At 62.6% G+C, this 14,570-nt stretch carries 13 protein-coding genes; 8 read left to right on the top strand and 5 right to left on the bottom strand.

Translation table 11 applies throughout. The annotated features are described in order from the left end of the window. The first annotated feature begins 22 nt into the window (after positions 1 to 22). The 7 genes from AC1DLO_RS12355 to AC1DLO_RS12325 all read left to right on the top strand — a co-directional run bounded on the left by AC1DLO_RS12355 (position 23) and on the right by AC1DLO_RS12325 (position 6,866). On the top strand, positions 23 to 919 hold the full coding sequence (locus AC1DLO_RS12355) for an amino acid ABC transporter permease (protein WP_441437323.1): 897 nt from the start codon (positions 23 to 25) through the stop codon (positions 917 to 919). After that, positions 916 to 1,683 carry an amino acid ABC transporter ATP-binding protein gene (locus AC1DLO_RS12350; protein ID WP_441437322.1) on the top strand — a complete coding sequence of 256 codons (768 nt, stop codon included), beginning with the start codon at positions 916 to 918 and terminating at the stop codon, positions 1,681 to 1,683. Before AC1DLO_RS12355 ends, AC1DLO_RS12350 begins: the two co-directional genes overlap by 4 nt. A 1-nt stretch (position 1,684) precedes the next feature. Continuing rightward, positions 1,685 to 2,866, top strand: coding sequence for an FAD-dependent oxidoreductase (locus tag AC1DLO_RS12345; protein WP_441437321.1), 1,182 nt, complete (start codon positions 1,685 to 1,687; stop codon positions 2,864 to 2,866). 10 nt (positions 2,867 to 2,876) lie between these two features. Next, a complete protein-coding gene (locus AC1DLO_RS12340) occupies positions 2,877 to 3,395 on the top strand; it encodes a RidA family protein (protein ID WP_441437320.1) in 519 nt (172 codons plus the stop codon). A gap of 17 nt (positions 3,396 to 3,412) precedes the next feature. Further along, on the top strand, positions 3,413 to 4,519 hold the full coding sequence (locus AC1DLO_RS12335) for an alanine racemase (RefSeq protein ID WP_441437319.1): 1,107 nt from the start codon (positions 3,413 to 3,415) through the stop codon (positions 4,517 to 4,519). A 63-nt stretch (positions 4,520 to 4,582) separates the two neighbouring features. Then, positions 4,583 to 5,317, top strand: coding sequence for an SDR family NAD(P)-dependent oxidoreductase (locus tag AC1DLO_RS12330; protein WP_441437318.1), 735 nt, complete (start codon positions 4,583 to 4,585; stop codon positions 5,315 to 5,317). Between the two features lie 88 nt (positions 5,318 to 5,405). After that, on the top strand, positions 5,406 to 6,866 hold the full coding sequence (locus tag AC1DLO_RS12325; protein WP_441437317.1) for an NAD-dependent succinate-semialdehyde dehydrogenase: 1,461 nt from the start codon (positions 5,406 to 5,408) through the stop codon (positions 6,864 to 6,866). Positions 6,867 to 8,534: 1,668 nt separating this feature from the next. Here AC1DLO_RS12325 and AC1DLO_RS12320 read toward each other — a convergent pair. The 4 genes from AC1DLO_RS12320 to AC1DLO_RS12305 form a co-directional block, all read right to left on the bottom strand. Further along, positions 8,535 to 9,923, bottom strand: coding sequence for an FAD-binding oxidoreductase (locus tag AC1DLO_RS12320; protein WP_476890150.1), 1,389 nt, complete (start codon positions 9,921 to 9,923; stop codon positions 8,535 to 8,537). An 892-nt stretch (positions 9,924 to 10,815) separates the two neighbouring features. Beyond that, the gene (locus AC1DLO_RS12315) at positions 10,816 to 11,418 is read right to left on the bottom strand and encodes a TetR/AcrR family transcriptional regulator (RefSeq protein ID WP_476890149.1); all 603 of its coding nucleotides are present in this window, start codon (positions 11,416 to 11,418) and stop codon (positions 10,816 to 10,818) included. Between the two features lie 76 nt (positions 11,419 to 11,494). After that, the gene (locus tag AC1DLO_RS12310; RefSeq protein WP_476890148.1) at positions 11,495 to 12,361 is read right to left on the bottom strand and encodes an alpha/beta fold hydrolase; all 867 of its coding nucleotides are present in this window, start codon (positions 12,359 to 12,361) and stop codon (positions 11,495 to 11,497) included. A gap of 46 nt (positions 12,362 to 12,407) precedes the next feature. After that, positions 12,408 to 13,406, bottom strand: coding sequence for an NADP-dependent oxidoreductase (locus tag AC1DLO_RS12305; RefSeq protein WP_476890147.1), 999 nt, complete (start codon positions 13,404 to 13,406; stop codon positions 12,408 to 12,410). 318 nt (positions 13,407 to 13,724) lie between these two features. Between AC1DLO_RS12305 and AC1DLO_RS12300 the strand changes: the two genes are divergently transcribed. Beyond that, a complete protein-coding gene (locus tag AC1DLO_RS12300; protein WP_476890146.1) occupies positions 13,725 to 14,048 on the top strand; it encodes a hypothetical protein in 324 nt (107 codons plus the stop codon). Between the two features lie 84 nt (positions 14,049 to 14,132). Here AC1DLO_RS12300 and AC1DLO_RS12295 read toward each other — a convergent pair. Further along, the coding region (locus AC1DLO_RS12295) for a formylglycine-generating enzyme family protein (RefSeq protein WP_476890145.1) at positions 14,133 to 14,570 on the bottom strand (438 nt) is incomplete at its 5' end.

Here is a 14,570-nt window from a genome sequence, read left to right as displayed (position 1 = left end):
CAGCAAAGGAAACAAAGTTGCCATGGGAAGCGTAGATGCAGCCCTCAAGCCACGGCTTCGGCTTCGGACCCGATCGGAATACGCGGGGTGGATCCTTAGCATCCTCGTCGGCGTCGGGATCCTCACCTCGGTCCTCACAAACTCCAACTTCAAGTGGGAGATCGTCGGGAAGTACTTCTTCGCTGAGACGATCCTGCGCGGGCTCATGCTCACGATCTTCCTCACGGTTGCGAGCATGGCCCTGGGAACCTTGCTCGGGCTTGCCCTCGCGATCATGCGGGCTTCGCACGTGAAGCCGGTCTCCATGACAGCCGGGCTCTACATCACATTGTTCCGTGGCACCCCAGTGCTGGTGCAGCTGATCTTCTGGTTCAACATCTCCGCCCTTTACCCGAACCTGAGCATCGGGATCCCGTTCACCGACATCAGCACCGCCATCGACGTCAACACGATCATGGGCCCGATCACCGCAGCGCTTGTGGGCTTGACCCTCAACCAGGCCGCGTACATGGCCGAGATCATCCGCGGCGGCTTCTCCGCAGTAGGCAAGGGCCAGCTTGAGGCCGCCGACTCGCTCGGAATGAGCGCGTCCATGAGGATGCGCAAGGTCATCATCCCTCAGGCCATGCCGTCCATCATCCCGGCGACCGGCAATCAGTTCATCGGAATGTTCAAGGAAACCTCGCTGGTTAGCGTCCTCGGCGTGGCCGAGCTTCTGCAGAGCACCCAGTTGATCTACGCGCGCACCTTTGAGACCATCCCGCTGCTCATCGTGGCGAGCCTGTGGTACCTGGTCATGACCCTGCTGCTGAGCTACCCGCAGTCCAAGCTCGAACAGAACTACTCCCGCGCAACAGCCCGGCTTCCGCGGAAGTCGAAATCCGTTGTGCTGACCGACCCGGAAGGTATCGCGCGATGAGCACCGACGGCACTATCCTTGCCCGGAAAATCCGAAAGTCCTTTGGACCCAAGACAGTCCTGAAGGACATCGACCTGGAGATTGCCAGCGGAGAGATCTGCTGCATCATCGGCCCCAGCGGCTCGGGAAAGTCCACCATCCTGCGCTGCATCAACGGCTTGGAGACCGTGGATTCCGGAATTCTGAAAGTCAACGGCGAGGACTTCGGCTACTACGAAACCGACAAGGCCTACCACGCCCTGCCTGCGAAGAAACTGGCCCAGCAGCGCACCAGGGTTGGCATGGTCTTCCAGTCCTTCAACCTGTTTCCAAACATGACCGCCCGGGAGAACGTCATGTCCGGACCGGTCCTGGTCAAGCGCGCGGACAAGAAGGAATCAGCCAAACGCGCCCAGGAACTGTTGACAAGCGTGGGCCTCGGCGCTTTCGGGGACCGCTACCCGGCCGAACTCTCCGGCGGGCAGCAGCAACGCGTCGCGATCGCGAGGTCCCTGGCCATGGATCCGGAAATCATGCTCTTCGACGAGCCGACATCTGCACTGGACCCCGAAAAGGTCGGTGAAGTCCTGACCGTTATGAAGGAGCTCGCCAAGAAGGGCATGACCATGGTGGTGGTCACCCACGAGATGGGCTTCGCCCGCGAAGTGGCCGATTCCCTGATCTTCATGGACGACGGCTACGTCGTCGAACGCGGCGACGCCCGCGAAGTGCTCCGCAACCCCCAAGAGTCCCGCACCCAGTCCTTCCTCGAGAAAGTGCTCTGAAATGACAGATGGAAAGTTGGCCGTCATCGGCCTCGGCACCATTGGCAGTATGGCCCTCTGGCAGGCCTCCCGGCTATCCGATTCCGTGGTCGGATTCGAAGCGCAGCTCCCTGCGCACGGACGCAGTGCCGTTGGCGGAGACACCCGCCTGTTCCGCATGCTCAACCTAAACCCGGGCTTCAATCCCATCCTGCAGAGCTCCCAACGTCTCTGGGCCGAGCTTGAGGACGAAACCGGACAGGACATCCTCCTGCGCTGCGGCGGAATCTACATTGGTACGGCGAACGGGGCGTACATCCCGCAGCTGCTCGAGTCGGCGCGGGCGACCGGCGTAGCGCACCAGATCCTCTCCCGGACGGAGATGGCCGAGCGGTATCCGCAGCACAACCTGCGTGCCGATGACATCGGTGTGTTCGACCCCAACGGCGGCGCACTCAGGACGGATCGGGCCGTCACGGCTGCGGTCTCCGCAGCCCAGGCCAACGGTGCGACAGTGCTCACCAACACCCCGGTAGACGGGATCCGGGAAACCGTAGACGGTGTAGTGGTGACCTCCGGGGACAAGTCCTGGACGTTCGAGAACGTCATCGTCGCCTCCGGCGGCTGGTCGCAGAAGCTCATGCCGGAGTCGCTCCAAGCGCACACCCAACCGAACAGGGTCTTCCTCACGTGGTTCGTCGCCAAAAATCCCGCGCTCTTCTCCCCAGAGCGGTTTCCTGTCTTCGTGCGGCTCTCCGGAGACCGGTCCATGTATGGTGCGCCCGCAGTTGATGGGGTCACCGTCAAGGCAACCCTGAATTTCCGGCCAACGCCTACCGGGAACCCCAGTGCGGTTCCGAGGGAACTTACTCCGGCAGAGATTGCCGAGACGACCGAGACGGTGAGCGAGTTCTTCCCCGGCCTGTATCCAAACATCGTCCGCTCGGACGCGTTCCCGGACCTCTTCACGACCGACCGCAACCCGCTGCTCGGCCGCCTCGACGCCGGTAGCAGGGTCTACTGCGCAACCGGGTTCTCCGGCGGGGGCTTCAAAATGGCCACCGGATATGGCGAGATCGCCGCCCGCGAAGCGCTCGGATTACAGACGTTCGATGGCTTGGATTTCGTACGTCCGGAACGGTTCATGAGCGTCCATAGCATGCAGGCTGCCGCGGCCGGACAATCCTCTTCCCACAACCAGTGAAAGCGTTGATATGAGCCTTCCCTTTGCCCCCACTGATTCTCGAGTCGGGCTGGTCGCCAACGGTGTGTCCGGCTCGCCATCGCACCGGCTCCAGGCTCTCGGCTTGAAGTTGCCCAGCCTCGCTGACAACCCGTACTACCTGCATCACCGGTCGGTGGACTCCAGTATTCACATCTCAGGCCAACTGCCGTACAAAGACGGCGAACTCCTGGGCACCGGCATCGTCGGCCACGATGTGGAGCTTGAAACAGCGCAGGAGCTTGCCCGCCACGCCGCGCTTAACGCACTTGCTGCCGCCGTCCAAGCGGTGGGCGACCTGGACAAGGTCCGCATCGTGCAGATGCTCGTTTTTGTGGCCAGTACACCGGACTTCGGTCTGCAGTCGCAGGTGGCCAATGCAGCCAGTGACTTGCTCATCGGGGTACTGGGTGAAAACGGACGGCACGCCCGTACTGCGATCGGTGTAGCCGGGCTGCCGCGCAGGAGCCCGGTCGAGATTCAGATGGTCTGCACGGAGGCGAGGGCATGAACCATAAGGAGCACTGCGTGAACCGCATTCAGCAAGCACTCGAGGCTCTCGTCGATCGGATCGACACGCCCTCACCCATCGTGCTGTCCGACGTGATGCAGGACAATATCGACCGGATGCAGGCCTTCGCAACCCAGCAGAACCTCGACGTCAGGCCACACGTCAAAACCCACAAATGCGTGGAAATCGGCCGGCGCCAGCTCAAAGCGGGTGCGGTCGGAATCACTGCAGGCAACGTCGGTGAGGCAGAGGTCTTCGCCGCGGCCGGGTTCGACAACGTCTTCATCGCCTACCCGATCTGGCCGGCTGGAACCAAAGGCCCACGGATCCGCGAGCTGGCCGAGACAACCCGGCTCCGGGTCGGAGTCGACAATGTGGCGGCGATCGATGCCTTGGCCGATGCGATGGGATCAGAAGCGGAGCTGCTGCAGGTGGTGATCGAGGTCGATTGTGGTGCGCGCCGTTCCGGGGCCGCTCCCGAGGCTGCCGGCGACCTCGCCCTCGCCGCCCGCAAGCGTGGCCTGATCCCGGCGGGCGTCTTCACCTATCCTGGCCATGGCAGTGCCGGACCGGACGCGCGCAAGCGAGCCGCCGAGGACCAGGACGCCGCACTCATCACCGCGGTACGGAGCCTCAGCGCAGCTGGCGTGACCGCAGAGGTGGTCAGCGCCGGCTCCACACCCACTGTGGAATTCGCCACCAACAGCGTCATCACCGAGATCAGGCCCGGCGAGTACGTCTTCAACGACCTCAACAACACCAGGCTCGGCGCCTGCACTGAGGACCAGATCGCGCTGTTCCTCGCCGGCACAGTGGTCAGCGGCTGGGTCCCGGAGCAGGTCCTGCTCGATATCGGCACCAAAGCCCTCGGTCGCGAAGGCAGCCCCGAGATCGGGTACGGCGGCATTGCCGGCACTACGGCCGTGTTGTCCAAGCTCAATGAGTACCACGGCTTCCTTCCCCTGCCCGGGGACGGATTCCACCCCCGCGTCGGGACCGTGCTTCCCGTGGTGCCCAACCACGTCTGCCCGGTGGTGGTCAATTTCGAGGAGTACATCGTCACCGACAGCACCGGAACCACCCTGGAACGGTGGCCTGTGGACGCCCGCGGATTCCTCAACTGACCGCCTGAGGACTTTCGTCCCAACCCGACAGCCAACAATCAACCTCACGATGGAGTGCCTGACTTGAGACTAGACAAGACCACCGCCGTGGTGACCGGCGCCAGCAGCGGAATCGGCGAGGCGGTGAGTGCCCACTTCCGCCGCGAAGGTGCCCGGCTGCTGCTCACTGGCCGAAGGGAGCAACTTGATACGGCCCAGCCAGATGACCTGTACGTCCCGGGAGACCTTAACGACGAGGCCTTCGTCGAAAGCCTCGCCCGGCAGGCCGCCGAATCCTTCGGCACCGTCGACGTCGTCGTTATTAACCACGGCTTGCAGGTCACCGGCCCGCTCACGGAGATGGCGCACGAGGACGCGAAGAACGTGCTCAACAGCAACCTGCTCAGCGCCTTCCTGGTGATGAAGCATTTCGCACCACTGATGCCCGCGGCGGGAGGCTCGTTCGTGCTCGTCAGCTCACGGCTCGGCATGGTCGGCATGGCAGATCAAGTCCTGTACTCCGCAGCGAAGGGCGGCCTCATCATGCTGGCCAAGGGTGCCGCGATCGAGTGGGCCCCACAGAACATCCGCGTCAACGTTGTCGCTCCCGGGCTAACCATCACGCCAGTCATCGAAGCATCAATTCAGCGCACGCCCGATCCCGAGGCCTACCGCCGGCAGCGCGAGGGCCAAATCCCGCTCCAACGCCTCGCCACCCCCGAGGAAATCGCCGACGCCATCCTCTTCCTCGCATCCAAGGAAGCGTCCTACATCACCGGAGCGACGCTCCCGGTAGACGGCGGATACACCGCCTTCTAGCAGCGCATGATCCACAAAAACAGCGGGGCCCGGTCAACCGCCGGGTCCCGCACCCTTCCCAACAAAGCCTGAAACTGGAGCAACGCCCATGAGTACTGGAGCCACACTGGACCTCACCGAAACCCGGCTGTTCATCGGCGGGAAATGGATACCATCCGGCACAGGAGCCACGCTGCCGGTCATCAACCCTGCCACCGGCGAAGCGATCGCGCACGTTTCCGACGGCTCCGTCCAAGACGGAGCGGCGGCACTGGATGCCGCCTGCGCCGCCCAGGACGCTTGGGCAGCAACACCGGCAAGGGACCGCGCCGACATCCTTGCCCGCACCTATCAGGGCATCATCGACCGCCGCGACGAATTCGCCCGCCTGATCGTGGATGAGATGGGCAAGCCCTGGGCAGAAGCCCAATCCGAAGTCGACTACGGCGCAGGCTTCTTCCGCTGGTTCGCAGAATCCGCCGGACGGATCCACACCGAAGGCCAGTTCGGCGTCGAACCGGGCTCCAACTACCACATGGCAGTGTCCAAACGCCCGGTGGGCCCCTCCCTGCTGATCACCCCATGGAACTTCCCCCTTGCCATGGGCGCCCGCAAGATCGCACCGGCCTTGGCCGCCGGCTGCACCACCATCCTCAAGCCTGCCGCCCAGACCCCACTGACGTCCCTGCTACTCGCCCAGGTCCTCCAGGAAGCAGGCGTGCCCGCCGGTGTGATGAACGTCGTCGCGACGAGCAACTCCCGGGATCTGATCGGCGGCATCATGAGCGACGAACGGACCCGAAAGATCTCCTTCACCGGCTCCACCGAAGTCGGCCGGGTACTCCTGGCCCAAGCCGCGCAGAACGTCATGAACACCTCCATGGAACTCGGCGGGAACGCGCCATTGATTGTTTTCGACGACGCCGACCTCGATACCGCCATCGAAGGCGCCTACCTCGCCAAGCTCCGCAATGGCGGCCAGTCCTGCGTCGCAGCCAACCGGATCTATGTCCAGGCCGGCATCGCGCCCGAGTTCACCAAACGCTTCACGGAACGCCTCGCCGCCGTCAACGTAGGCAACGGCCACGAACCCAGCACCGGCCTAGGACCACTGATCGATGACAAGCAACGCGCAACCGTCCACAACCTCGTCACCGACGCCGTCGCCAAGGGAGCAACCTGCCTCACCGGCGGCCAGGTCATCGACGGCCCCGGCTACTACTACCAACCCACCGTCCTGACCAACATTCCAACCAACGCCAACATCAGGGAAGAAGAAATCTTCGGCCCCGTCGCAGCCATCTACACCTTCGACACCGAAGAAGAAGCCATCGTCGAAGCGAACGCCACCCCTTATGGCCTGGCCTCCTACATCTTCACTCAGGACCTTGGGCGGGCACTGCGCGTCGCCGACGCGATTGATGCCGGCATGACAGGAATCAACCGCGGACTCATCAGCAACCCGGCCGCACCCTTCGGCGGGACCAAACAATCAGGCCTCGGGCGCGAAGGGGGAATCGAAGGCCTCGAGGCCTACCAGGAAACCAAATACACCGGCATCCAACTCTGACCTGACTGGTCATGTCCGCCCAAACGCTAGAGAAACCATGGACGATTTCGCGGAGTGGAAGAGGCTTTTACGGCTGCCCATCGAAATGCGAAAGGCCGACCAGCGGAACCGTGGATGGCGCGAGGACCCAACGAGATAGCGGTTCAAGATCCTCGGCGTCCCAAAACGGTTGATGCCCACCCGTGGAATGTCACGGCAGGCCGAGATGAGCCGTCTGAAGTGGGTGCATAGGGGTGGCCTCGTCAGGCCGCCTCGAGCTACACCAACTTCGTTCCCGTCAGGCCAAAGCCTGGGTTGCCCGGAGCTCACATCCGGAACTTGATAGGGATACTTGCTTGATGCAGATCGGGGCGGACACCTGTCGGAATCCGCTATTCGGAACCGTAGGTATTCCTCCAAATGGTTCTTTTCGCGTTCAAACCCGGCAGAGTCTACTGCACCGGAAGTGGCCTTTCTAAAGCTGTGAAGGCTGCATTGCTGACCATCCGGGGTGACCACACGCTCATCGGGCTGGCTCGGCCGGACGGTTGTGCCTAGCCCCAGCGGGTGCGTGGGACCGTCCCCCTCTCCTCCAACGAGTGTGAGTAATCAGCGGCCAATAGCCCTGATGCACGGAGCAGTGGCGCATCGGCGCCGGGTTCCTCCCGGGACGCCGCGGACCTCCCAGGAGGGTAGGGTGTCTGCGCACGTATCAATTCTACGCAGGGTAGAAAAAATGTTTGCGAGTCCAAGGTGATTGGTCGTGGGTGTTCGATGAAGTGCTGCGAAGGTGCAGAGTCTTCTTGGGGCCCCTGACATGGGAAAACGCGCAAAAGCATGCCGAGACGGGTTCTCTTCCGTCTTTCTACTCGTCCCACTTGCTGGCCGATACCGATGTTCTGTCGTCGGGTCGGTCGGAAGGTCTTGTCATGATGCTCGTGGTCTTCTCCGCCATGTTAACAAGGAAGGAGGTGCCGCCGTCGTGTTGGATGTTTCATCGTTCTGCCGGGTAGGGTGTGGTCGGATTTTGGTTCGTTCGACGGATGGGTGTGAGTCGTGCCCCAGGGGCCGCCGCCTCATCCCGGCAGGAGGCTCCAAGCGGGCTAAAAGGCTGAGCCTTAGCAGGCGATCTCCAGTGTGTGGCGGCTCCCCTTTTGCTGGTGCCGCTCCGACTGTGCAGAGCAGCTTGGGTCCCCTTTTCGTCGGTGGCGATCGAGCAAAAAAGAAGTGTGAACAATGTCCACACTTTCCACCCCGGACTGGCCGGTACTGCCGTCGGACTGGCCCCGATTCCGCTTGTTTCCGCCACTTCCCAGTGTTTCCAAGGCCAGGAATCGCCTTCGAGTCCCACCTCGGGCACAGTGTTTTCGCAGGTCAGGGGCCTATGGTCCTCTGAGCGTGCACAAATCAGCTTTTTTTGTGGGCCCTTGGGGGGTCGTTTTTGTTGTCCTCTGCCGCATTCTCCTTGTTTGGGGGAGTGGTCTGTGGTCTTGCTTCTTCATGGGCGGGGGCAGGACCGTTCTACATGACTTCTGCCCGATCTTGTGGGAGCGGTTCGCTGCCCGGCCAGGGTTTGCGCATTTCAACCGAAGACAGGCGTTCACGCAACTGCATTGGGCCTAGGCGGGTCCTGGTCGTGGCCCGTCTGGTGGTTTAGTTGAAATGCGGTGCCGGGTTTGGGCAGCGGCCTCACGGCGCGGCGGGGGCAATGTTGTGGTTGAGGCGGAAGACGTTCTCGGGGTCGTAGTGGGCTTTCACGATCGTCAGCCGGTCGTAGTTCACCCCGTAGGCGGCCCGTACGCGCTCTTGCTCCATGCCACCAAGGTTGTTCACGTACACTGCTTCCTTGAGATGGGGGCTCATCGCCTCGAAACAGCGGCGAGTCCAGGCGATATTCCTGTCGGTGTCGGCCGGATCCCCCCACTGGGACAGGATCAGGAAGTCGTACTGACGATCTCGGTGGGCAAATGCGGTTGCCCGCGGGTCCACCCGGCTGGCCACTCCGGTCATCTGCTGTAATCCGATGCCCGTATAGAGAGACGGGCTGGTTGCTGCGAACTCCAGCATCACCTCGATGGCACTATCGGTGACGTCCTTGAGATAGCTTGATTTCCAGTAGTGCTGGCGCCCGCCGGGAGCGCCGCCGTCGCGCGAGCACTGGAACGCCAGATAGGGCAGTGAGCTAATTTCTCCATTGATGGGGTTGCCGAAGTCCCGTAGTGGTTGGAGAGTGTGCTCTCCCTCGCTGAGTTGGCCGCAGTAGCACGCTGTTATGGAAACGAGGGGCCGGCCCTCTGGGTCCCGGCCCACGGAGGCGCTGGTGGACAGTTCATCAGGCGCGCGGCTGGAAAATTCGTAGTAGAAGCGCAGCGCTGCCTTGGCCTGCTCGGGTGGGAAGACCAGCGCGCCGGCGAGCACAGTGCTGACCGGGTGGAGTTGGTATGTCAGTGAGGTGACGACGCCGAAGTTTCCGCCGCCTCCGCGCAGGGCCCAGTAGAGGTCTTCGTTTTCGGTAGGGCTTGCCGTGAGGAAGTCCCCGTCTGCGGTTACGACATCTGCTGCGAGCACGTTGTCGCAGGCGAGACCGTATTTGCCGTTCAGCCAGCCCAGACCCCCACCGAGGGTAAGGCCGGCGATGCCGGTGACCGAGACGACGCCCAAAGTGGTGGCCAACCCAAATGCCTGGGTCTCGTGGTCGAATTCACGGAGCAGCAGCCCAGTTTGTGCTTGGGCTACTCGGCGGGCAGGGTCCACCCGTATGCCTTTCAGGGGGGAGAGGTCGAGCATCAGCCCGCCTTCGCACACGGACGCCCCAGAGACGCTGTGTCCGCCGCTGTGGATCGAGAGCGGTAATTGTTGTGCGCGGGCGAAGCGCACGCCTTGGATGATGTCCGCTGCCCCGGCGCAGCGGAGGACGGCTGCCGGACGGCGGTCGATCATGGCGTTGAATACGCGGCGGCTGCGGTCGTAGTCCGGGTGCCGGGGCGTCAGCAATTTGCCCCGTATGCGATCCGCTAGGGCGCCCAGCGGACTCGGGTCTTGGGCGGCTCCGCTCTTGCCCAGTGATCCTTGTGGCATCCGCACCCCCCATCTTTGGAGCCGATATTGGACCCCGGGGCCGCAGTTGTCAATGACTCAACTCCAGACCGGACGTGGCCCTCATGATCAATCCGGTGCCGCCGTGAAATGGGGAGATGCGGCCAGTGGCTGTCGATGCTTTGAACTGGCTATTTCGGGCGTCAGGCACACTTGGAGCCACACCGCAACACAACCAATTTCATCATTACTGTGCACACTTTTGTGCACGGGCAGCTTTTGGGCCTTCATTTTGGTCCCTTTCCGTTGCCGCTTCCTGCAGTTCTCTGTTGCAGACGGCTTGACCTTTCGGCCAGGCCGTGGATGTCGTAGGACGTTTCGGGTTCAGTGGGAATGTCTCAGGAGGTATCTGCGGTTATGGCGTCCGATCCGTTGACAGAGCGCAGGTGTGTGGGATCCGGACCTTCTTCCCGGGCGGTCTTGGTTTGGTTGATCCGTCATGGCCGGTCCGAGTCTGGACGCGCGGCTATCTGGGTGACTGCCTAAGCCTGCTCATCAACGGCCATGGGCTTGCTAGCAGGCGAGGATGACCGGAGATAGCCGGCGCATCACGCGGCGGGTCTTGGGCGTACGGAGTTTGTCCGGCAAACTGAGGGTTGAAGGACGTCGAACCAAGACATGGGCGGCCCCCATCACTACCGTCTGATGAAACGTCTCGTTGTTATGTCTCGCAACGGGGCTCGATCTCGGTGTCCTCGCAAGTCTTAGTAGACACTACTGTCAGGTTGGGATCTGAGAATCCCCTGGAGCCATTGCTAGAAGTGCCGAATCGGACCCTATTCGGACAGCCTTTCGGCTACCTGCCTGACTTCAGGTTGGGGTGTAGTTCCGGCTGACATGCGGCAAGCCTGGCGGCGATAGCTGAAGGTTCATGTCAGCGGGGCAGGAGCAGGCGGATCTGGGTCCTGATGTCCTGCACAATGTCCTCGGTGCGAAGAGCGGGATTTGCATTCACTGCCATGCTGAGGAACATGATCGCCGAGACGATGCGTGCGGTTGTTGCGGCATCATCGGCATTGAGAAGTTCATCGCGGCCCAGGACGGCGGCGATGGCTTCCTCGGTCTGAGCGACGATGGAGAGAGCATGGCTGTGTTGCGGCTCGGCCGGGTCGCCGAAGACCATTTCCCGCAGATAAGTGCGTCCGTTATCGACCTGGACACGGTTGCACTCCACGATCGGCCGCACGATGGACAGCACTGCATCCAGTGCATTCGGGATGGTTTCAGCATCGGCCCGGCCCCGCTCGAGCGCTTCGGCGTAGTGGGCGTTCTGCACGAGCAGGAGGAGTTCTCCCTTGGTCTTGGCGTAGAGGAACAGGGTTCCGGTGCCGATGTCAGCCTTATCGGCGATCTGCTGGGTGGTGACATCCTCCACGCCGTGCTTGGCGAACAGCTCGCTGGCTGCGGCGGTGATGCGGTCCAGCTTCTGCTGCTTGTTCCGCTCACGCCGTCCAAGCGGCTGGGATGCGACAGGCATGCAGGCTCCTCTCTCTTCTCGAGATAACTGACTGGGCTCAGTTAGGAGTGTAGTCCTCCGCGAGCGGCATTTCTGGTCAGGTGGCCAAGAAGTCGACGACGGCCGGAGTGAATGTGGCGTGGTGCTGGAAGATGCCGCCGTGGCCGGAGTCGGGGTAGATGATCAGCTCGGATCCTTGGATGCGCCGGTGCAGGTCTTCGGAGAGGACGGATGGCACCATGCGGTCGTTGTCGCCGTTGGCGATGAGGGTGGGGTGCGTGAGTGTGGACAGGTCTGACGGGGCGGAGCGGCCGAAGGCCTGGATTGCCTTCAACTGCGTTTGGAATGCGTGGGTGCTGATCGGCTTGTCACGGTCGGCGCTGCGCTCCTGGAGGCGCTTGATGAACGCTTTCGCTGCGGGTTTGCCGGTGGTGTTGCGGTTGAAGAACAGGAACTCCTTGGGATCGGACCTTGTCAGGATTGCGCGGAGGATGTCCCAGTAGGTGGTGCCGACGACTTTGTCGATATCCTTGCCGCCGCGCGGGCCGGTTCCGGTGAGCACGAGCTTGCGGACAAGGTCGGGATGTTTGAGGGCCAGGTCCTGGGCGATCATGCCCCCCAATGAGAAGGAGAAGACATCGATTTTGTCGAACCCGAGGGCCTTGATGAAGGTGTAGGAGTCGTCGGCCATTGCCTCGATGTTGCGGGGAACTTGCCCGGTGGAAGCGCCGACACCGGGCTGGTCGAAGGTGATGACGTGGCGGTTCTTCGCGATGGGGTCAATGATCCGGGGATCCCAGTTATCCAATGTGGCGGCTAGGTGCACGAAGAACACGACGGGGATGCCGCCCTTCGGCCCCAGCTCCCGGTAGGCGTAGGTGACACCTTCGGCTGTGATGGCTTTGGTAGGTGCTATCGCGTACGAGGTAACGACAGAGTCGTGCGGGGTGCCGGTGTTGTCCATGACGGTTGTTCTCCTGCGTGGTTCGTGAGGTGGAAAAGGTGGCGGTTCAGTTGCTCAGGGCGACCACTGCTTTGCCGCGGATGCCGCCCTCGGCCAGGTACTGCAGCGCCTCTCGGGTCTGGTCGAAGCTGAAGACCTTCCCTACGACGGGGCGCAGCACGCCGTCGTCGACCAGCGATGCGATCTGGCGCAGTTGGTCGCCGCTGGCGCGCATGAAGAGGAACTCATAGCTGACGCCGAGCTTCCTGGCATGCCGGCGAATCTTAGTGCTGAGTACAGTGATTGCCAGGCGAAGCGCAGGATTCAGCCCGGCTTCGCGGGCGAACGCCGGATCCGGCGGTCCGGAGATACCGATGGTCTTGCCACCGGGTTTGAGGATGCGCAGTGACTTCTCAAGGTTCTCCCCGCCGAGGCTGTCGAGCACGAGGTCGTAGCCGCTGAGGAGTTGCTCGAAGTCCTGGGTGCGGTAGTCGATCACGATGTCGGCTCCGAGGTCGCGCACGAAGCCGGCGTTCGAGCCGCTCGCGGTGGTTGCAACGGTCGCGCCGAGGTGTTTGGCGAGCTGGACGGCGATAGAGCCGACCCCACCGGCTCCCGCGTGAATGAGAACCTTCTGTCCGGGGCGCACGTTGCCCCGCTCAACGAGGGCCTGCCATGCGGTCAGCGCCACCAGCGGCAGCGAGCCGGCCTCCTCCATGCTGGCCGATGCAGGCTTCAACGCAAGGTCATCCTCGGCGACGGCGATGCGCTCCGCGAACGTGCCGATGCGGTCCTTATCGGGGCGGCCGTAAACCTCATCACCGGGCTTGAACCCGCGCACCTTAGCCCCGACCTGCAGGACGGTGCCGGCCACGTCATTGCCGAGGATCAGCTGGAGCTTGTAGGGGAGGATTTGCTTAAACTCGCCCAGCCGGATCTTCTCGTCCAACTGGTTCAGGCCTGCCGCTTGAACCTGCACGAGCACGTCGCTCTCGCCGACGGTCGGCTCAGCAACCTCCGCTTCGCGCAGCGGCTCCTTGTACTTGGTGACGACGAATGCCCGCATGCTGTGATGCTCCTTCTGGAGGTGTTCGTTAGTAGTTGGTTCCTTGGTGCAGCGATATGTCTCGGGAGCCCTTTCCGCGTGCAGCGGTCTGTACGGCACTCCCTGGACTTGAAAGGACTAATATGATCACAATCAATTATGACTAAGCTCAGGTTTCTGTCAAGGGGGAAGCCTGATCGTTGCGAGCAGGGGAGAGCCGGCAGACCGCTAGTTCTGCGTTCGAAGCGGGTCACTGCGGCTTTTATTCTCCCCGCGATCGCCCACGGCGAGCTCTGGCAGATCGTCGCTTCTGGAATGCTTACGGGCGCAGGCATCGGCATGGCACTCGCTGCAACCTCGAACGCCATCATCGAAAGCGTCCCGGCCACCCAAACCGGAGAAGCGATCAGGGCGAATACCATCGCCCGTACCATTCGAAGCAGTGTCGGCACGGCGATCATCGCGGCGTTGATCTCTTCGCACAGCACACCGAGAGGCCTGCTGACGAACGATGCATTCACGATCGGCTTCTGGGTCTGCGCCGCCGTGGCCGTCCTCGCGATAATCGGCTCCCTCGCGGCTCCCTCGATGCGTAAACGACGGCAACAGGCGATCGCGCTCGGGATTGAAGATCTGCCCGTCATGGCGAGCGAAGCGCACTAGCCGTGTGTGATGCGGCTGCTTGGCGGATTCTCCAAGAAGCCCCCTCCCATTCCGCGCGCAGTATCGTGCGAGGGGCTCAGTCGGTCACCTTGTTGCCACCGTGCGGAAGCCGCAGTTACCGCTTGAGGATTCGGGGGTGTTGGAGGTTCTGGCGGCGACGCGATAGCGGTTGCAGTAGGAATCGTGGCAGAGGTAGGAGCCGCCGCGCATGACCCGGCCAGCGCCGATCGTGGGGCCTTGGGGGTTGTGGGCGGGGGAGTTGCGGTAGTACTTGGGCAGGAACCAGTCCGCGCACCATTCCCACACGTTCCCGGCCACTTCGTAGAGTCCGTAGCCGTTGGGCGGGAATGATTTCACGGCGGCGGCGCCCAAGTGGCCGTCCTCTTCCGTGTTCAGGGTGGGGAAGGTGCCTTGCCAGATGTTGCAGCGGTGTTCGCCCTCCGGCGTGAGCTCATCGCCCCAGGCGTAGCGTTTCCCGGCGAGCCCGCCGCGGGCGGAGTACTCCCATTCGGCTTCAGTGGG

Source organism: Arthrobacter sp. 01T419 (assembly GCF_056398865.1).
Note: the sequence above shows the minus strand (reverse complement) of the source record. Positions and strands in the feature narration are given on the sequence as shown.